The sequence below is a fragment of the Shouchella rhizosphaerae genome, from assembly GCF_036700015.1.
GTDB classification, from domain to species: domain Bacteria; phylum Bacillota; class Bacilli; order Bacillales; family Bacillaceae_D; genus Shouchella; species Shouchella rhizosphaerae.
Map to the genome: position 1 here is coordinate 1362432 of NZ_CP144921.1, position 20710 is coordinate 1383141.

Below are 20710 nucleotides of genomic sequence, written 5' to 3' on the forward strand. Positions count from 1 at the left end.
CGCCTTCTCTCTTGCTTTTCTATTTGCCGCAAAACTGCTTAGGCGACATGCCCGTGTATTTTTTAAACACTTGGCTGAAATACTTATAGTCGCTAAAGCCGGTTTTTTCGGCGACTTCATAGATAAGCAGCTTTTCGTCTTGAAGCAAGCTAATTGCCTTAGTAAGGCGGTAGCGTGTAACTAATTCATTAAAGCTGTATCCTGTTTTTTCCTTTAACTTGTCATTCAAGCTGACTGTGGAAAGGCCAATTTCATTGCTTGCTGCTTTTAACGTTACTTTTTCATGGTAATGTTTTTTTATAAAGTCCATAATTTCGGCGACATAGGTTGAATGGCTGCCTCTCCCCAAGTCGAGAAGATGGCTATACACTTTTGTTTGTTTTGTTAAATGATCGTTGCTTTTTTGTGCCTGCAGTTTTTGCACGAGCTTTTGCAAGGTCGCCTCCAATTCATGCATATCAACTGGTTTTAGCAAATAATCATGGACGCCAATCGTGATCGCCTGCTTGGCATAATCGAACTCGCCAAAACCAGATAAAATAATCGCTTCAAAGGAATGGTCGGCTTTTGCTTCTTTTAACATGGCCAGCCCGTCTTTAAACGGCATGCGAATGTCTGTAATGATAATGTCCGGTTTTGTTTGTTTAATGAGGTTCAGCCCTTCCGCCCCATCCTCAGCGGCACCGACGACTGTACAGTCGTTACTGAGCCAGTCCACGCGGTAGAGCAGTCCTTTTAACAGGATCGGTTCATCTTCCACGATCGCCACTTTTAGCATGTTGTCACCCCTCATATGGAATGTGCATACGGACGGTTGTCCCCTCTCCTTTTTCCGGCGCTGAAGCAATGTCAATCCCGTATCGTTGCCCGTAAAGCAGTTGAATCATTTGGTGTGTATTTTTCAAACCGGTATGCGCCGCCTCTTTTCTTTCTCCTGCCATAATCGCTTTGATTTTCGCCATTTTTCCAGGCGTTATGCCGAGCCCATTGTCCTCTACCACAAATGTGAGCACCCCATTTTCCCAGTAGGCGCTTACATCAACGTTTAAACAGCGGATGCCGTCAATATTGTGCTTAATGGCATTTTCAATCAATGGTTGGAGCAGTAGTTTCGGCACGCGGGCACGGCCTAGTTCTGGCTCAATCGCAATCGTGTAATCGAGCCTCTTGCCATAGCGCATTTTTTGCAAGGCAAAATAGTCTCGCAAGTAGGCGATATCTTCTTCCAACAAAACGGTCGTGTCGCCAAAATGAGCGTTGTAGCGCATCAATTTCGCTGTTTTGACAATCATCTCCGCTGCGCTCTCTGGGTTAGCCAATGTTTCATATTTAATCATTTCTAATACATTATAAAGGAAATGGGGATTAAATTTTGCCTCTAAATGTTTGATTTCACTTAAGCGTTTTTTCTCAAGAATTTCTTCGTTTTTATCAACAAGTGCTTGAATTTCATGGACTTTATTCGTATATTCTTCGTAAATCGTCTGCACTTCCGCAAAGACATGGTCTGTTTGTTGAAAATGAAGATGGTTATTCTTTGAAGAAATTCGCGCCACTAGCGCATCAAAAGGTTCAAGTGTCTTTTTTAAAATTTTTGGTGTCACTAGCCATACAACAGCCAACATGACAAAGCTTGAAACGACCATCGCCAAAAGGCCATACAACAACAGCAGTTGATACGTTTTAACCGACGTGAGCGTAATCACTTGAATCGGCTGGCCAGCGACTTCTGTTTTTGTTACGTAAAAAGGGTTGCCGTCATACTGGACAAGGAATCCATCGGTTGGAATCGTTAATTTTCCAAGGGCGCCAATTCCGAATGTGTGGCTATAAAAAACGGCATTATAGAATGAATCGGTGACAAATACAATTTGCTCACTAGCCGACGGCAGGGTATGTTCAAGCAAGAACAGCAAATAACCTGTACGCTCTTCCCCCTCTTCAACCGCAGCAGCAAACACGTAAGCGCCTCCTTGGCCGGCATTGAACGCTCGTTTATTGACATACTCCCCTGTAAATGGATGTTCCTCTGCTTGTTGCATTTGTTCCCGCAAGACCGGGCTTTGCTGCAATTGTTCTTTCTGTCCTTCATACAAGCTTGTCGCGACAATTTCCTCTTCGCTATCCAACAAGACAAAGTCTGACTGAAACGTTTGCGCATTACGGAAGTCGTAAAGCAATTGATTCACTTCGCCGCTTTTTCCTTCGCCACGTAAAAACGCTCTAATTTGTTCATCAGCTACTAAACGGGCCATTCCCTCTTTATAGTGGGCAAACTCCGCTTCGACCTCTTTAGCGACTCGTTCATTTGTCGCTTGGCTCGGTCGCACAATCGATACATTGAATAAAAAAAGCAAAGACAATAGATATACACACAAAATCGCGGAAATAATGACGATGGCGTTCGTTAAAAACGACCGTTGAATATCATCTTTCATCCGTCTGCGTTCCATCGCGGTCAACCCCACTATGATGATAGGACAACGGGGGGCTGCCTTTTACAAGCAGCCCTTAGACTGTAGACAAACGCTCGCATACGTCGACGTTTGCCTCACTCATTCGCTCATGAACCCCCGTTCTATTCGCATCTTCCCTCGCTGGCAAGCGTTTTCTCCCAGCCTGAGCGTTCTTCTGCAGATTACACGTTCATTTCTTTTTTGCCTGTCAACTTAAAAAAGAGAAACAGCGACAAAATCGATGTTACCGTTAAAATGGCCGAATAAGCAGAGGCATTGCCGAAGTTTCCACGGATTACTTCTGTATAAATGGAAACAGCGAGCGTTTGTGTATTGGTTGAATACAAAATAATCGACGCGCTCAACTCACCAAGGATCGTCATCCAACTCATAATAGCACCTGCCAACACGCCAGGCATCATCATCGGCACGACTACCCGAAAAAAGGTCCGCCGTTCAGAAGCGCCAAGACTGATGGCCGCTTCTTCCATGCTCGGGCTAATTTGGCTGACAATCGCCGTACTGGAACGAACCGTATAAGGCATACGCCGAATCACAAAAGCTAGCACCATAATTAAGCTCGTTCCCGTTAAATATAGAGGTGCTTCGCCAAAAGCGAATATGAGCGCCATTGCTAACACAGAACCAGGGATGACAAAAGGAAGCATGGACACCGTATCAAGCAACGATGTTACTTTATTTCGTTTGCGCACCGTTAAATACGCAATCAATATCCCGAGAATGACAATCACCACGATCGCGATCAGGCCTAACTGGTACGTATTTAAAATCATCGACAAATCGCGGTTAAACAAGATGTTCTCATAATTTTGCAATGAGAACTTTCCTGTATACACTTGGCCGCCGATCGTTTCCAAAAAAGAAGTGTAGACGACAACGAGCTGCGGCAAAATCGCCAACAGTGTGACCCCGTAAACAGCCACATGGCTAAGCAAGTTTTTCAAGCCTGTGCTTTTCTTTGTTTCCATTGGCCGCAGGGCCGACATTGAATACGAGTATTGCCGTGCAATCACTCGCTGTACGAGAAACAAAGCAATCGTCACGATAATAAAGATCGACGCAAGTGCTGCCGCAAAGCCTGCATCACCGCCGACTTCACTCATAAACTGCGTATAAATCAAAACAGGAATCGTCCTGTACCCTTCGCCAATCAACATCGGTGTGCCAAAATCAGCAATTACGCGCATAAAGACAAGGAGCGAGCTGGCCAGAATCGTCGGCGCAATCAGCGGAACGACAATTTTAATGACGCGCTGCACGCCGGAATAGCCAAGGCTTTCCGCCGCCTCGATCAATGAATTGTCAAGGTTCTTCAATGCCCCAGAAATATAAATGAAAATAAGCGGGAATGATTGTAATGTTAGTACAAGTACAATTCCGGCAAAGCCATAAATGCCATCAAACTGAAGTTGAAAGGTATCATTGATCCATTTCGTAATAACGCCGCTCCGACCGAGTAGCTGAATCCACGCATAGGCGCCAATAAACGGCGGCGAGATATACGAGACAATAATGAGAATTTGGACAATGCCACTTCCGAAAATTTTCACTCGCCGCAACATATAAGCAAGAGGCAGGCCGATCAAAACAGCCAAGACCGTTGCTACTACAGTTACTTTGATGCTATTCCACAGCGTCACCCAATAAAACTTCCGTTCAAAAAAGAGCGAGAAATGCTCAAGCGTGAAACGCCCCGCTTCCCCATTATAAATGCTCTTATTCAAGACTAACACAACCGGAAACAAAATGAATAAAGCAAAGAATAGCACAATTGACAGCGTGATCCAATTCCAGCCATTGAACGCTTTAGGCCGCATGTCACTCACCTGCCTTCATGAGCGTTTGTTCATTCGCCACATCAAACAAGTTAATTAAATGCGGCTTCACCTTTACATAAATATTCGTTCCCTCTGGAATGATCGCTTTGTCTTCGATATGTTGCACCACTTCCACTCGCTCTCCAGTCGTAAGGGTGACGAGATAATGAGTATTGATCCCTAAAAACATCGTGCTTTCGACAACGCCAGCGATGGCACTTGCTTCTTGCGTAATCGTAAATTCCTGTGGACGGACAGACACCAGCACTTCCTGCCCATTTTCAACCGTTTCTACAACGTTATCAAGCTTTTCTTTGTATTCGCCATTAAAGACGATGAACGTATCAGTGCCTTGCTTTTCAACCTTCGCTTTAATCACATTGGAAGTGCCAATAAACTGGGCAACGAACAAATTTGACGGACGCAAATAAATTTGTTCAGGTTTGCCAATTTGTTGGATCACCCCTTTATTCATGACAGCAATCCGGTCAGAAATCGCCAGCGCCTCTTCTTGGTCATGGGTCACATAAACGGTCGTTATCCCCACTTCTTGCTGAATTTCTTTAATCGCATTTCTCATCTCAATCCGCAGTTTCGCATCCAAGTTCGAAAGCGGCTCATCCATTAACAAAACATTCGGATTAATCACAAGCGCCCGGGCAAGTGCAACCCGTTGTTGTTGGCCCCCTGAAAGCTTATCTGGCTTTTTGCTATGGTGGTCTTGAATGTGCACGACCTTCATTATATGATCAATCTTGCTTTGCATTTGCGCCTTGCTATCCTTGAGCGTCTTCAACCCAAAGGCGATGTTCTCTGCCACTGTCATATGGGGGAAAATCGCATAGTTTTGAAACACCATCCCCATTTTCCGCTTACTGACAGGAACGTCATTGATGCGCTGGCCATCGACTTTAATCGCACCGCCATCCACAGAATTAAAACCGATAATCATTCGCAAGAGCGTCGTTTTCCCACAACCAGACGGACCTAATAACGTAAACAATTCACCTGGCTGAATCGTGAGCGACAACCCATCAATAACTGTATGCTCATCGTACATTTTGACCACATTGTCAATATCAATTGCTACACCCATCTTATTGCCTCCTTCCATTCACAATCAGGCATGCCAGCCGGACAAGCAAGCATGCCGCTGTCCCTTAATCCAGTGAACCTTCAAGCACTTCAACATAACGAGCGGTAATGTCATCCATGTTCTCGATAATAAACATCTCGTCATATTCATCAAACAGCTTAATTTCCTCTTGTGGTGTCATGTAGTCAGCCACCTCTACGCCTTCACGAAGCGGCCGAACCGTCAACTCCTGCCCCGTGCGGCTTTGCACTTCTTCCGATAACACATAGTCAACGAATTTCTTGGCATTCTCTAAATTTTTCGTGCCCTTAATGATTTGGATCGACTGGCCTGGATAGACAACCCCTTCAGTTGGAAACACGACTTCAACCGCTGCCCCGCTTTGCTTGTAATGGACAACAGGATCTTCCCATGTCAATCCAACAACATATTCACCGTCGGCCACACCTTTATGCACTTGCCCGGAACTGCCTTGCACTTTGCCGTCCAAATTGGCTACAAACGCTTTGACAAACTCCCAAGCCTGATCCGACATCGGATCGCCGTCCCCCGCAGCGTAAAGCATCGCAATTAACGACTGGAACGCCGAACTTGAATTGACAGGGTCGCCAAAGGCAATCCGTCCTTTCAACTCTGGATTCAACAAATCCTGGAAACTTTCAATTTCCATATCGCCCGCTAAATCAGTATTGACAATAAACACCGTCGGATCAGAAAAGGCAGGCGAAAAATAACCAGTTGTGTTTTTAAACCCTTCCATCATATATTCATCTTCCGGCGACACATACTCCTCGAACAAATCGGTTTTATCATAAAGCATCGTGATATCAGCCGCCCACAACACATCGCCTTGCGGGTTATTACGCTCCGACTCGACCCGAGTAATCGCTTCCCCTGTGCCAGCCGAAATCATCTGCACGCGAATGCCCGTTTCCTTCTCAAATTGGGGAATCACCGCTTCATTCAAACTCTCACTACGCGTTGTATACACGACCAATGTGTCATCGCTGCTGCTTCCATTCCCGCCGCAGCCCGTTGCCACAACAGCCAAACCGACCACTACACCGAATTTTTTAAGCGCTTTCAAAACAATCCCTCCCTTTGCTATTCCTTATGTTAAAGCAGACTCAACCACACGTTAATCCTAAAATCGCAAAAAAACATCCGAAATTCAGAAACGATTTTTATCAAGAGAGGAACGGACATGAGGGAAATGGTGCTGAGTTATGCGACTGCATGGGGGTTGTTTGAAAGGATAAAGTATCGACAGTGGCTGGGCTGGGTGTAACGATTTGGCTGCCAAGCTGAATGGGGAAAACTGAATTTAAGAATTTTCCTATAAATGTTGAACCATCCGCTCAAAGGAAAACAAAAAAGCCGCAGCGAAATAGATGCGGAAAAAGATCATCTACTATTTTGTTTCGTTGTGATCCCTACTTTTTCTATCCAAATCTTTAAACCGGCTTTCTTCTAAGCGTTCGAATCGCCACTTCATGATCGCCTAAAATCTCCCGGACGGATTTTTGGTCTTCAGACAACTGACTCACTTGGTCACTCAAATTCTCGATATTTGTCTTAATATTCTTTACAATTCGATTTGTTTCAAGCACCGCTTGCTTAATTATGAGCTGATCTTCTTTTAATTCCTTGATATCTTGTACCATGGCCAGGTAGTGCTCTTTTTGGTCTTTTAGTTCCTCTGTGATTCCGGCAGTATAATTTTTTTGTTCTTTTAAGTCTTTTGCGAAGGCTGCATTATGGGCTTTTTGCTCTTTTAAATCTTTTGCGACCGCAGCATTATGCGCTTTTTGCTCTTTTAAATCTTTTGCAACTACAGCATTATGCGCTTTTTGCTCTTTCAACCCCAATTCCAGGTCAGTTACCTTCTGTAACAAGAGCTCTAACATTTCTTTCTCTTCCATTGTTTACTCCTCCCTTAATTGGAATTTACTTTCTAGTTTTGTGTTTTAATACGTGTATTTATAGGTGTGATGCACTTGTTGGTCTAGTAAGAGAAACGTATTTTGCACTCGAATTGAGCAGGGAAAGACTTGTTGCAGCAAGCGGTGGGGCTTGTCTTAGTTTATGCGACGCACTCACATAGAGTGCGACACATAGATGATTTGCAGCATGTTCGCTATATCGTTATTTCAATCCACGCACTCACAAAGAGTGCGACAAAATCTCATTGGAGGCGACCTATGCAAAATAACCATTTCAATCCACGCACTCACATAGAGTGCGACTTAATTGCTCGTTAAACGACCTAATGGACATCGTTATTTCAATCCACGCACTCACAAAGAGTGCGACGCATATGAAATTATTAGACAATTAAATAAAGAAATATTTCAATCCACGCACTCACAAAGAGTGCGACGAGGGGAATGCTCTAAACCCTATGTTTCAATTTGATTTCAATCCACGCACTCACATAGAGTGCGACAGGCATTCAAGATACTTAAAAAAGTAGAGGAGGGCATTTCAATCCACGCACTCACATAGAGTGCGACAGTGATGTGAAAAGGAAGAGAGGCAGGATTTATATATTTCAATCCACGCACTCACATAGAGTGCGACTTTGTTAATTTCTTTTCAAATTCAATGATTAGTTATTTCAATCCACGCACTCACATAGAGTGCGACATCCTAACCGTAAGCACCCGATAACAGGTAAAGTATTTCAATCCACGCACTCACAAAGAGTGCGACTGGTGTTCCTTTAAAAACCACATATGAGGGTGGAATTTCAATCCACGCACTCACAAAGAGTGCGACCTCTGCGCAAAGAGAGGTATGAGTGTGTCTAAGTATTTCAATCCACGCACTCACAAAGAGTGCGACGCTCAGGAGCTAGCGCCGATCAGGCTAAGCGCGATTTCAATCCACGCACTCACAAAGAGTGCGACTCGACGCTATGCAGTATATGGCGCGCCGCATGTTAATTTCAATCCACGCACTCACAAAGAGTGCGACAGCGAATTTCACCCATTTTCCGGAAATATACAACCGAAAACGAATGGTTCCCCTTCTAATTCTTATCATAGCACACCCAACAAGGTCACATTATTACATTTTTATACATAGTAACCCATATTCGAGGCTGTTTTTGGTGCGGGTGATCTAGGGATTTTATGTGCGCTTAGGGTTCGCACTAGAGAAAAGTGAGTTTCAGCGAGTGCTTATTGAAGAAATCAAGAATCGGTTGCCTTTAAGGATCGTTCCACCGTATTGCTATTCTGTAATACTAAGGGTTCTAACTAACACCACCGCCGTTTTTACAATAAGAGACACACGATTTGTCCATGTGTTAGGATGTTGGTAACGCTTGCTTTTTTAATGAGAGACATCCTAAACATTGATTATATAGCTCGGAAGGGGGTATTTTTTATGACGGCATATGCTCAATCGCCTGAGGAGATAAGAGAATCGTTTCTTCTTGTACTGAATCTGATGTTGTTCCTATATATTTGTTTATTTATCCTTTGGCTTATTGCTCATTTAATAGTGGCCGCTGCTTTATCGAGAATGGCCAAGAATGCCCATATCCGTCACCCTTGGCTAAGCTGGATACCGATTGCTCAGTTTTGGATTGTCGGTGAATTGATTTCAGGGAAACTACGAGGAAATGGGGGCATAAAGGTCTTACTCATTGGGTGTGTCACCATTGTCTTTCGCTTTCTTCCCTTCCATCAATTATACATCCATTTATTAGTTAAAATCCCAGAGCCAATTTATCGGTTCGTGTCGATTACTTTATGGGTTCTGCTTATCTACATCGTATACTGCCTTTACGAGGCCTATGCAAAAAAAGCATGGATACATACTGTCTTATCGATTATTCCTTTCTATGCACCGATCGCTTTGTTTGTACTTCGGAATAGGGAAAGACGTTACTAACCGTATGTAAATACCCGTTGGAAAGCTCGAACCTTTATTTATGGATTCGGGTTTTTACTGCAACGTTCCTCTGGATCTGGAGAGCAAGGGAGCCGGTATCCCTGGTACGTATAGGACCCATCAATCCTTTTCATAATGGTACCAGTGTTTCCTACAATCCTCCCTGCGCCTAAAAAAGCACCTGTCTAAAACAGGCGCTTCCTGACTAACGTCCTTGTGTCTTTTTCCACGCTTCAAATTCATCGCGGATTGCTTTTAATGCATCTGGATTGGTACATAGATCATAGGCGGTCATCGCTAATCCCGCTGCGGCTTGGTTCATGCCTTTCATGCCGCCTTCTGACTTTGTATCTTCTGTAAACTCAAACGTATGGTTCGTGTTTTCGCCAATTTTAATATAGGGATGAATGGTGGCTGTCACCTGGCCGACATTGCCGATGTCGGAGGAGCCGATTCCTCCTTGTTTTGGTGGATCTTCTACTTCAATGCCCATTGCTTCCCAGTTCTCCTTAAAAAGCTCTGCCAAGGCATGGTTGTTGTTACGCTCGGCATATATGAGGCCTTCTTCGATCTTGTATTTGGCGCCGACTGATTGGCCCGAATAGCGAACCGCTTCATATACTTTTTCCTTTATTTCATGGAGCCGATTGGTTGTAGCGGCGCGGATGATAAATTGGGCTTCACAATGTCCAGGGACGATATTGGCCGCATCGCCGCCTTTGGTAATGATTCCGTGGATCCGAACATCATCGGTGAAAAACTGCCGTAAACTGTTGATGGCATTGTAACTTTGAATGAGCGCATCTAGGGCACTGATCCCTTTTTCTGGCGCTGAGGCGGCGTGTGATTCTTTTCCATAAAACGAAAACGTCGCTGTCATGCATGCTAGTCCTCCACGCAACACCATCGTTTTGTTTTTTGGATGGACCATCATCGCAGCATCGAGATCGTTGAAGGTGCCGTGGTTGCACATATAAATTTTCCCGCCGCCGCCTTCTTCCGCCGGTGTGCCTATCACTTTAATCGTTCCTTGCAATTTAGGGTAGGCATCTTTTAATGCGACGGCTGCGCCAACAGCTGCAGTGCCAATGAGATTATGGCCACAAGCATGGCCTAAGTTTGGCAATGCGTCATACTCCGCTAATATCCCGATAACCGGGCCACCTGGATTGCCTTCCCAAACGGCCGTAAACGCCGTCTCTAAGCCAGCAACGCCCCGTTCTACTTGGAAACCTTCTTTTTCTAAATAAGCAGATAACCATTCTGCTGCTTTGTATTCTTTAAAAGACAGTTCTGGGTTGGCATGAATCATGAGCGCCAGCTCTCGAAGTTCCTTATCCCGTTGATCCAATGCCGTTAAAATCTCTTGTTTTTCCGCCAATATTGTTGTTGCCATTGGAAACATCCACCTTTCTTACCGCTTTATTTTTTAAGCCCTGCATACAGAAGTTAGACGTTTTCTAATTGCCAGTTGGCAAACTCCTCTTTGACGCCCTGTAACGCTCCAGGTAGCTCGCATAAATCATAGGCTGTCATCGCGAGCGCTTTTGCAGCTTGATTCATGCCTTTCAGCCCCCCCTCTGACTTGGTTTCGTTTGTAAAGTCGTGGGTATGGTTGGTTGCCTCTCCAATTTTGATGTACGGGTGGATCGTAGGTACAAGCTGGCTGACATTGCCGATATCAGAAGAACCGATTCCCCCTTGAAGTGGCGGCGGACTGACTTCGATGCCCATCAATTGCAAATTTTCTTTAAAAAGATTCGCCAATGTTTTGTTTGTGTTTCGTTCTGCGTAAATAAGATGTTCTTCAATCTTGCTTGTGGCACCCACTGCAGCGGCCGACTGGCGCACAGCTGTGTAGACTTTTTCTTTTACATGTTCGAGTTCCTTTCGCGTATTGCAGCGGATTAGGAACGAAGCTTCACTATAGCCAGGAACGATATTGGCCGCATCGCCGCCATGGGTAATCACCCCATGAATTCTGACATCATCGGAAAAAAACTGCCGCAAACTATTAATGGCGTTATAGGCTCCCACTAGGGCATCTAGGGCACTCACCCCTTTTTCTGGAGCGGAAGCTGCGTGCGATTCTTTTCCATAAAATTTGAATGTTGCGCCTACCCGCGCTAGACCGCCTCTTATGACCATTGTCTTGTTTTTCGGGTGGCACATCATCGCTGCGTCAAGATGATTGAAAACCCCGTGTTCGCACATAATGACTTTCCCGCCTAATCCTTCTTCCGCTGGCGTTCCGATCACCTGGATCGTTGCCTGGAGTTCTGGAAACGCATCCTTTAATGCAAGCGCTGCACCGACAGAAGAAGTGCCAATAAGGTTATGGCCACAGGCATGGCCAAGACCTGGCAACGCATCATATTCCGCTAACAAGCCAATAACAGGCCCCCCTGCCTTCCCTGCCCAAGTGGCTGTAAAAGCTGTGTCCAGCCCAGCTATCCCTCGCTTCACGGCAAACCCTTCCTTTTCCAGCAAAGTCGACAGCCAGTTGGAAGCCTTATACTCTTGATACCCCAACTCTGGGTGGGCGTGAATATTCAGCGCCAGCTGCCGCAACTCGCTGTCTCTTCGATCTACCGCTTCTTCAATGTTTCTTTTCTTCTCCGTTATGCTTTTATTTTTTAACATCCATTAATCTCCTTTAAACAAGCGTTGGTTTCCACCCTTTTACAGCGAATTTCTTCGCTTTTAGCACTTAATGAACTGGCAGGCCAATAAGCGGCCAATAAAGAAATGCAGCCAGAAGGGTTATGACAATGACCGATAACGTTAGGATCGCTCCTACTTTCAATAGTTCCTGGCTGGTATAGTAACCGAGAGCATACGTCATCATTGTCCCTACAGACTGGGAAGGGAACAGAAAGCCTGTGCTGCAAGCAGCAAGGCAAATCATTCCCAGCCAGACCGGGTTCACATTCGATCCTGCCGCAAACGTTAATGCCACAGGCATCAAAGACGCAATCATGGCAGTTAAATTGGTAAAACCGATACGAATAGCCGCAACAACGAGCAACAATGACACGGCAAGGGTGAACGCTGGCAATCCATTTAAATGAGCAGAAGCCAACGATGAAGACCACTGAACAACGCCACCTGCTTCAAATGCTTCCGCCATTGAAAAGCCAGCAGAAAACAAGAGAGGAATGGACCAATCCACTTTTGCTACTGCTTCTTTCCACTCCATGAGTTGGATGCCCGGAATGTACAAAGCAATCACAATCAACACGGCGGAGAAAGAAATAGACAGCTGATGCACGCTTTGTGTTGTCCATAGCGTGATTAACAAGACGTACAAAATGAGCAGCGTCTTCTCCTGGAATGACATTGGGCCAAGCTTTTCTTTTTCCTGTTTGAAATAAGCTTCTCCTTGAGCGTGCTTCCCAGCCTTTACAGGAAATAGCCATAGAAGCGCAAGCCAAAGAATAAGGAGTATGGCAAGCGTCGACGGCAACATGACCGCCATCCAGTACAAGTAACGCCATTCAAAGCCGAGCATCGTTTCAAACAGACTTGCTGCATAGACAGAGCCCGTTGCCCCAGTTATTAACGCGACTGAACAGATAATAGGTGTATACGTTATCGCAAACATGCTCGCTTTTCCTACGTTCGGCCCGCCAGTTCCTGCCAATGACTGGATAACCCCTAAAGCAACCGGCAGCAAAACGACGACTCTTCCGATCGCATTCGGAAGAAAAAACGTTAACACAAACCCGACAAAAATTAATGCTAGTAGGACAAGGCGGATATTTCCTTTTGTCAGCATCAGGATCGTGAATGCAATGCGTTTGTCCAATCCAGTACGTTCAACCGCGGCGCCCATCATTAGCATGGCGATGATTAGCCAAATCACTTCTTTGCCTAGGCTCGCCGCTGATTGTTCAAACGTTAGAACGCCAAACAAAGGGAAGAGGACAATCAGAAGCATTGCAGTCACTGCCGGAGGAAGGAGATGGGTAAACCACAGTCCAATCCCTAAAGTTACCACGGCAAGAGCGCTCCACCCTCTCAGTTCCATCGACTCGGGAACAGGCAAGAAAGGAGAGGCAAACAAGAATAGCAGCAGCACACCGAGCACCACATATTTGTAGGTTGCCTTGCTTGGCTTTTTCATGTTGTCAGCATCCAATTGACTGGACATCGGTTCCACCTTTATTTGTATACATTTTTTACCGGAATGACGGTGTTTGCTAGGCGACTAGGCGAGAAGTGGACGAGACACTTGGTCGACGCCGACAAGGGCAAGGGCCGCCAAGAACGTTCTTTGGGGCGAGAGATAAGCATGCACAGGTTCAAACCACTCCCCGAGCGTATGTGTTCCTCCTCCATTTCCTCCTCGTCCCACAGTGACCGCCGGGATTCCTAAGTGAATCGGAATATTGGAATCGGTACTCGCTGCCCCTTTCAAAGTCGGAGCAATGCCTAGCTCCTTGCTTGCCTGAACAACAGCTTGCACAATCGTTGCCTCTTTATCTTGCCGTCCTGCGGGGCGGTCGCCGACTCGTTTTATATCGACTGTGACATCGTGCTTTTGCCAATGCCGATTTTCTTGTTCAGCCGCTTGTTTGCATGCTTTTAAGAAAGTCGATTCCAACTGTTCCAACGCTTGTGGACTTGTCGAACGGACATCAAGGTGAAAGGAAGCAGAGCTTGCAATCGCATTGACTGCCGTTCCGCCAGCAATTTCTCCAATCGTAAAGGTCGTTTTTGGTTCAGTTGGCGGCCGGCAATCGGCAATTGCTGCAACTGCCCTTCCAGCGGCATGAATCGCACTTGGTAGCCCGAAGTCCCCATAGCTATGCCCGCCGGTTGCTGAGTATGTGATTTTATAACGACAGCTGCCTGTTCCTTCATAGACGATATGCCCTACACCTGTTCCGTCAATAGAAATAAAGGCGTCAACGTTCGGCGAGTCAGCGAAAAAAGCTTTTACACCTCTTAAATCCCCTATTCCTTCCTCCCCTACCGAGGCGACGAATTGGATGGTGCCGCTTGTTTTTACATTCGTCCTATGCAGAGCGCGAATGATGGATAGCATTTCCGCAAGCCCTCTCGTATCATCAAAAATGCCTGGGGCACACAACCTGTCTCGTTCCCGTCTTACCTTCGTGTCTGTTCCTTCGGGGAAGACGGTATCCAAATGAGCGGAAAGGACGATTACAGGCCCATCTCCCACCCCTTTATAGGCGCCGATGACATTGCCTTCCTTATCCCGCCGCACTGCTTCTAGTCCGTATTCACTGAACTTCTGTTGCACGTACGCCGCCCGTTCCGCTTCCTTGAATGGTGGCGCTGGTATTTCCGTCATGGCGACTTGCTCAGCAAGTGTCTGTTCATCATCTTCTTCAATAAAAGCCAATCCTTGTTGAATGGCGGGATCGTTTTTCAATGCTTCATACGTTTGTTGCACGATTTGCACCTCCCTTTTCTAGTAAGAACGCATCTTATAAGCTCCTCCCTTTAAGCATGTTCCATGATGACCCCGCGCCCCGCTTGCAACGGATAATGGCATGCTACATAGTGGGCTTTTGCTACTTCTTGTAGTTTAGGAGCCTCCGCTTTGCATTTCTCATTTGCATAAGGACACCGCGTACGAAAGTGACAGCCGCTTGGTGGATTAACGGGGCTTGGCAAATCCCCTTCTAGCAATTCCCCAGAATCCAAGCTTCTTAATGTCGGATCTGGGACAGGGATAGCGCGAAGCAATCCTTCTGTATACGGATGTTTCGGATGCTTGAACAGCTCCTCCGTTGCTGCGGTTTCGACGATTTTTCCAAGGTACATGACTGCCACACGGTCACTAATATGTTTGACGACGGGGAGGCCGTGGGCAATAAAAATATAGGTAAGATCAAAATCTTTCTGTAGTTTTGAAAGCAAATTCAGCACTTGTGACTGGATCGAAACATCCAACGCCGATACAGGTTCATCGCATACAATAAGCTTGGGGCGCAACGCTAAGGCGCGAGCTATGCCAATCCGCTGACGCTGGCCGCCGCTAAACTCATGGGGAAAACGTTTAGCCAACGAGCGATCCAAGCCGACGACGTCCAGTAGTTCATACACTTGTTGTTTCAATTCTTTTCCTGTTGCTATTTTGTGTGTCCGTAATGGCTCGGCAATGATTTCAAACACTCTCATGCGTGGATTTAAGGAAGAAAAAGGGTCCTGAAAAATCATTTGAATGTCTTTTTTCATCTTGCTTTGTTCATTTTTGGCCAACTTGCTCAAGTCTTTTCCTTCAAAATGGATCGATCCTGCCGTAGGATCGGCAAGACGCATAATCATATTCCCAGTTGTCGATTTCCCGCACCCCGATTCGCCTACAATCCCAAATGTCTCTCCCTTTTTTACGATAAAGTCAACACCGTCCACTGCTTTTAAAATGTCTTTCTTTTTCGCAAAAATTTTTCTTGTGACATCGAAGTGCTTTTTTAACCCTTTGATTTCAAGAAGCGTGTCATCCTCCTTTGTATTCGCGACTTCCTTTATCATCCTACATCCTCCTTCTCACTAGCATAGAGCCAACAACGCACTTGCGCTTTCCCATCACGATCAACCATCATCGGTTCTTTTTCCTTGCATATGTCCATCGCATGGGGACAACGAGGGTGAAAACGACAACCTGTAGGCATGTTTGTTGGGACGGGCACAACCCCACGAATCGATTTGAGCTCATCATGCAGTTCGTGAATCTTAGGCGTACTTTCCAGCAACCCTTGCGTATACGGGTGTTTTGGATCCTTAAAAATCGTATACACATCGGCTTGTTCGACTATTTGGCCAGCATACATAACAATGACGCGGTCGACTAGTTCGGCGACGACACCAAGATCATGAGTGATCAAAATAATCGACGTATCGACTTCTTTGCTAATCTTTTTAAGGAGCCGCAAAATTTGCGCTTGTATCGTGACATCGAGTGCAGTTGTTGGTTCATCGGCAATTAACATTTTCGGATTGCACGACAACGCCATGGCAATCATGACACGCTGCCTCATCCCTCCGCTTAAAGCGTGTGGATAAGACTGGTAAACTTGTTCAGCTCTTGGAATGCCGACACGTTTTAGCATAGCAATGCCTTGTTTGCGCGCTTCTGCTTTTTTCGTGTCCTGGTGAAGCAAAATCGCTTCTGAAATTTGATGGCCCACCGTAAACACCGGGTTAAGGGAAGTGAGCGGCTCCTGAAAAATCATCGCAATTTCATTGCCTCTCACTTTTCGCATTTTCCGTTCCGACAGGGAAGTAAGCTCCGTTCCATCAAAACGAATGTGCCCCGCTTCAATCTTCCCTGGTGGGCTCACCAAACCCATGATTGAAAAAGACGTCACGCTTTTGCCGCTGCCTGATTCGCCTACAATCGCCACCGTTTCCCCTCTATCCACATGAAACGAGACACCATCCACAGAAGGGACTGTTCCGTTTTCTGTATGGAAGTATGTTTTTAAATTCTCTACCTCTAACAATCGGTTCTGTCGTGCCATACGCTAACCTCCTAGATGAGAACTTGAATGGCTGCCGTTTAAACTATGAACGGAGCGTTTGGGAACGGGGATCCAACACATCCCGCAACCAATCACCTAAAAAGATAATCCCTAAAACGGTGATCATAATCGCTAATCCAGGAAAAGTAGCAATCCACCAGCTTGTGGCCAGATAATCCCTCCCCGCCGACAACATCCCGCCCCAGGACACCGTAGGCGGCTGAACACCTAGCCCTAGATAGCTGAGCGATGCTTCGAGGACAATCGTCGTGGCTACACTCAAAGTCGAAATCACAATAAAGGACGGCATTACATTCGGCAATACATGCTTGCAAATGATCACCGGATTTTTCGTTCCAATCGTCCGCGCTGCTTTAATAAATTCACGTTCTTTAATGGATAAGACATCTCCTCGAACAAGCCGGGCATAAATGACCCAGTTCGTCAATCCAATAACAAAAATAAGAGTCAGCAGCCCTGGGGATAAGACGCCTAAGATGACAAGAATGAACAAGACGTTAGGGATGGCTAAAAACGCATCAACGATTCTCATGAGCACATTGTCAATGAACCCTCCGTAATAGCCAGCGATTAATCCAAAAAACATGCCAATCGCCCCTGCTACCACGACGGAACAAACCCCGACTAAAAGCGAGACCTGTGTGCCGTAGATGATTCGGCTGAGCATATCTCTCCCTAAATTGTCTGTCCCCAAAAGATGTTCCTTCATTCCCCCTTCCAACCATACTGGCGGTACATTCATCGCAGCATAGTTTTGGACATTGGGATGGTAAGGAGAAAGAACAGGAGCAAATATCGCCAACAAGAAGATCAATCCTGTGATGATCAAGCCAATGGTTCCGGTCTTGCTTTTAAATAGGAGCCTGGCCCACCTACGCGTCCAGTTGGCTAGCCTATTCTCGGTCGTATGGTTGCGCAAATGCTTCACCGGTTGTTCTGTCTGCATGGGGTCCCCTCCTAATCAAATTGAATCCTAGGGTCAAGAACCCGATACAACACATCGGCCATCAGGTTCACAACAATCACAATAAAAGCAACGATAAAAACAGTCGCTTGCACAACCGCCATATCCCGTCCATTAATGGCTTGAATTAAGAGCTGCCCTAGTCCCGGCCAGGAAAAGACCACTTCTGTAATCAAGGCGCCACTGACAAGTGTCGATACTTGCAAAAAAGTAATCGTAATAAACGGGATCAGTGCATTTCGAAAGGCATGTTTATAAACAACAAAGAAGTTCTTTACCCCTTTGCTTACTGCGGTCCGCACATAATCTTGGTTTAACGTTTCCAGCATGCTTGAACGCAACACACGCGTCATCTCTGCCGCACAGCCTGTTCCCAATGTAATCGCCGGCAATATTAGATGAGCCACGCTTCCGCTCCCAGACACAGGAAAGAATGGATACGTAATCGCCAACATAAGAATGAGCATAATGCCCAACCAAAAGTTCGGCATCGCTTTTCCTAATACCGAGGCACCGGATATGAATACATCTAGTGCTGTATTTCGCTTTGTCGCAGAGAGAATGCCGAGAGGGACGGCAATCAGTACAGCTACAATCATCGAAGCAAAGGCCAATTCGAACGTTGCCGGCAACCTTTCCAGCACGATCGGCAAAGCTGGCTGGCTATAGCGATAAGAATAACCGAAATCCCCTTGTATCACGTCTCCAACAAAGGAGAGGTATTGAATATAAAAAGGCTGGTCCAACCCTAATGATTCCCGGAGTGCATCCACTTGTTCCTGGGTGGCATCCTCAGGAAGCATTAACGCAACGGGATCCCCAGCAAGGTACAACAAGGCAAACACAAAAATCGATATTAGAAAGAGAACCGGTATGATTTGCAAAACGCGCCACAGTAAATACTTCCTCAATCGTTCCACCCCCGATAGTAAAAGGATGAAGGCAAGGTCTTCATCCTTCCTCCTTCCGAGCCTTCAATCCCTATTCGCTTAATGTGATTTCCTCCACTCTCCACATTTCATCAAGACGAGGCTCAAACTGAATCCGATCATTGACAGCGTAAAAACTATCCAGCTGGAAGAGCATAATATTGATTAACTCTTCGTCCGCCATCGTCTGCAAATCAATGTACTGTTGTTCCCGCTCGGCTTCATCCATGTTCACTTCTGCCTCTAAATAGATCTGATCAAATTCTTCATTGCTGTAGCCAATATGGTCCTCTGCGACCATCGACGTATGGTGGCGCAATTGGTGAGCCGCATCCCACAATGAACCAGTAAGGCCAATCAAATATAAATCTTTCTGTTCATGAGCATCACGAAGGTCGACATAGGCGCTCCATTCCATGAAATCGATTTTTACATCAATTCCGATTTCGCTTAACATCCCGGCAATCACTTCTGTTGTTTCCCGATCTTGCAAGTAGCGCCCATCTGGGGAATGCAGCGTCAGTTCTAGCCCATCCCCATAACCGGCTTCTTCCAATAGCTCCTTGGCACGGTCAGGGTCGTAGCGGTACTCGCCATGAAGCGCTTCATTTGCGCCAAAATTCCCTGGGTTGACTCGTGTCAAAGTCGGGGTTCCTGATCCGCCCATCAAGTTGTCGAGAAGCGCCTGATTATCAATTGCCAAATCAATCGCTTCCCGTACGAGCGGGTCGGAAGTCGGGTATTCTTCACGGTGGTTCGGAACCAACATCATCGTTCGGTTTGTTTGCCCTTCGACAATGGACGTGCCTTCGTTCTCATTGACCCGGTTCCAGTCAATTGGGGCAATATTCATGGCAATATCGACACCACCCGCAATGACTTCCCCAACCCTAGTAGAAGACTCTGGGATCGAACGGAAAACGAGTTGATCCCACACCGCTACGTCACCGCCAAAATAATCATCAAACCGCTCTAATACGACTCGATCGTCACGAACCCATTCAACAAATTGGTAAGGACCGGACCCGACTGGCTCCTGTAGAAAATGATCCCAGCCATTTTCTTCAATATAGTCTTTCGGCAAAATGCCTGATCCAAGACGTGACAATCGATTGAGCATCACTGGCTGCGGTCCATTCGTGTGAATGAGGAAAGTGTGGTCATCGATCACTTCTACTTCGTTAATTTGGCGGTAATTTTCATGTTCTTGCAACGTATTGTCTTTGGCGACACGTTCAAGCGTAAACTTGACATCTTCGGCTGTGACTGGATCGCCATTATGAAACACCGCATCATCTCTAAGCGTAAATTGCCACGTTTCGTCATCGACCAATTCCCAATCAGTCGCAAGATCAGGAACAATGCCTTCACCCTCCACATCATTTTTGACGAGATAGCTGAACATATTGACGTGAATCGCTTCAGTAGACGTGTTGCTATGATCGTGGACATCAAAGGAAACCATATCCGAGCCTTGGGCAATCGTTAGCGTGGTATCATTGCTAGATGAGGCACCTCCCTCCCCTCCAGCGTCTGGAGCCGTGGTCATGTTTTCTTCATTCGTCATACAGCCAGACAGCAAAAGCCCTCCAACGACAATCGGCATCATTTGCATCAAGAATGGTCGCTTCACTATAAGCCCTCCTTTATACACATTAATACGAATCGAATGTAATTTTAAAATTATTAGTCTCCTGTTCCGCTTCCCCTCCCTGTATTTCTTAGTTTTAAAAAAAGAACATTCCATCCATTGTTGTCTTTTACTTGTCCATCAACGTTGTTAGGAATACACCGATCCTTCTTTTTGAGAATTTCTTCACCTTTCAACTCCAATAGAACACCCCCTATTAAGAAACTTGAATAAATTTTCCAAAAATAGGCGATATTTTTCCCCATCCTCACTTCGCTCGCATGTGTCTTTGCATTCATTAAACATAGCGATCCTCCGCCTTTGTAATCGCTTTCTACCAGTCCCCCTTTGAATTACATCTGATTATAAGGAATAGAGAT

General features: G+C 45.9%; 17 protein-coding genes and 1 CRISPR repeat array. Of the genes, 1 reads left to right on the plus strand and 16 read right to left on the minus strand.

From position 1 onward, the window contains the following. Window positions 1-19: 19 nt before the first annotated feature. The 6 genes from V5G21_RS06905 to V5G21_RS06930 form a co-directional block, all read right to left on the minus strand. On the minus strand, window positions 20-778 hold the full coding sequence (locus V5G21_RS06905) for a response regulator transcription factor (RefSeq protein ID WP_011248484.1): 759 nt from the start codon (window positions 776-778) through the stop codon (window positions 20-22). Between the two features lie 4 nt (window positions 779-782). Beyond that, entirely contained in the window at window positions 783-2453 is a 1671-nt protein-coding gene (locus V5G21_RS06910) for a sensor histidine kinase (RefSeq protein WP_011248485.1), read from the minus strand. A 185-nt stretch (window positions 2454-2638) separates the two neighbouring features. Next, window positions 2639-4294, minus strand: a complete 1656-nt coding sequence (locus V5G21_RS06915; RefSeq protein WP_011248486.1) for an ABC transporter permease — start codon at window positions 4292-4294, stop codon at window positions 2639-2641. 1 nt (window position 4295) lies between these two features. Beyond that, the gene (locus V5G21_RS06920) at window positions 4296-5390 is read right to left on the minus strand and encodes an ABC transporter ATP-binding protein (RefSeq protein WP_011248487.1); all 1095 of its coding nucleotides are present in this window, start codon (window positions 5388-5390) and stop codon (window positions 4296-4298) included. A gap of 64 nt (window positions 5391-5454) precedes the next feature. Next, a complete protein-coding gene (locus V5G21_RS06925; RefSeq protein ID WP_338465421.1) occupies window positions 5455-6477 on the minus strand; it encodes an extracellular solute-binding protein in 1023 nt (340 codons plus the stop codon). Window positions 6478-6844: 367 nt separating this feature from the next. After that, window positions 6845-7312 (minus strand): hypothetical protein, encoded by a 468-nt coding sequence (locus tag V5G21_RS06930; RefSeq protein WP_338465422.1) that lies wholly within the window; start codon window positions 7310-7312, stop codon window positions 6845-6847. A gap of 158 nt (window positions 7313-7470) precedes the next feature. After that, a CRISPR array of direct repeats spans window positions 7471-8366; the repeat unit is 32 nt; unit sequence ATTTCAATCCACGCACTCACAAAGAGTGCGAC. Between the two features lie 414 nt (window positions 8367-8780). Here V5G21_RS06930 and V5G21_RS06935 point away from each other — a divergent pair. Beyond that, on the plus strand, window positions 8781-9290 hold the full coding sequence (locus V5G21_RS06935; protein WP_095236471.1) for a hypothetical protein: 510 nt from the start codon (window positions 8781-8783) through the stop codon (window positions 9288-9290). A gap of 205 nt (window positions 9291-9495) precedes the next feature. Here the strand turns inward: V5G21_RS06935 and V5G21_RS06940 are convergent, their stop codons facing one another. The 10 genes from V5G21_RS06940 to V5G21_RS06985 form a co-directional block, all read right to left on the minus strand. Further along, a complete protein-coding gene (locus V5G21_RS06940; RefSeq protein ID WP_095293856.1) occupies window positions 9496-10686 on the minus strand; it encodes a M20 family metallopeptidase in 1191 nt (396 codons plus the stop codon). Between the two features lie 53 nt (window positions 10687-10739). Next, complete coding sequence (locus tag V5G21_RS06945; protein WP_095254400.1) at window positions 10740-11933, minus strand: M20 family metallopeptidase; 1194 nt, start codon at window positions 11931-11933, stop codon at window positions 10740-10742. A 67-nt stretch (window positions 11934-12000) separates the two neighbouring features. After that, a complete protein-coding gene (locus tag V5G21_RS06950; RefSeq protein ID WP_095293854.1) occupies window positions 12001-13443 on the minus strand; it encodes an SLC13 family permease in 1443 nt (480 codons plus the stop codon). 57 nt (window positions 13444-13500) lie between these two features. Beyond that, window positions 13501-14712 carry a M20/M25/M40 family metallo-hydrolase gene (locus V5G21_RS06955; protein WP_095293852.1) on the minus strand — a complete coding sequence of 404 codons (1212 nt, stop codon included), beginning with the start codon at window positions 14710-14712 and terminating at the stop codon, window positions 13501-13503. 50 nt (window positions 14713-14762) lie between these two features. Further along, complete coding sequence (locus V5G21_RS06960) at window positions 14763-15797, minus strand: ABC transporter ATP-binding protein (RefSeq protein WP_011248495.1); 1035 nt, start codon at window positions 15795-15797, stop codon at window positions 14763-14765. Beyond that, the gene (locus tag V5G21_RS06965) at window positions 15794-16786 is read right to left on the minus strand and encodes an ABC transporter ATP-binding protein (RefSeq protein WP_011248496.1); all 993 of its coding nucleotides are present in this window, start codon (window positions 16784-16786) and stop codon (window positions 15794-15796) included. Before V5G21_RS06965 ends, V5G21_RS06960 begins: the two co-directional genes overlap by 4 nt. 43 nt (window positions 16787-16829) lie before the next feature. Further along, on the minus strand, window positions 16830-17753 hold the full coding sequence (locus tag V5G21_RS06970) for an ABC transporter permease (RefSeq protein WP_011248497.1): 924 nt from the start codon (window positions 17751-17753) through the stop codon (window positions 16830-16832). An 11-nt stretch (window positions 17754-17764) separates the two neighbouring features. After that, window positions 17765-18682, minus strand: a complete 918-nt coding sequence (locus tag V5G21_RS06975) for an ABC transporter permease (protein WP_011248498.1) — start codon at window positions 18680-18682, stop codon at window positions 17765-17767. A 70-nt stretch (window positions 18683-18752) separates the two neighbouring features. After that, the gene (locus V5G21_RS06980) at window positions 18753-20333 is read right to left on the minus strand and encodes an ABC transporter substrate-binding protein (protein WP_051881135.1); all 1581 of its coding nucleotides are present in this window, start codon (window positions 20331-20333) and stop codon (window positions 18753-18755) included. Between the two features lie 53 nt (window positions 20334-20386). Further along, complete coding sequence (locus V5G21_RS06985) at window positions 20387-20533, minus strand: hypothetical protein (RefSeq protein ID WP_179288204.1); 147 nt, start codon at window positions 20531-20533, stop codon at window positions 20387-20389. Window positions 20534-20710 lie beyond the last annotated feature (177 nt).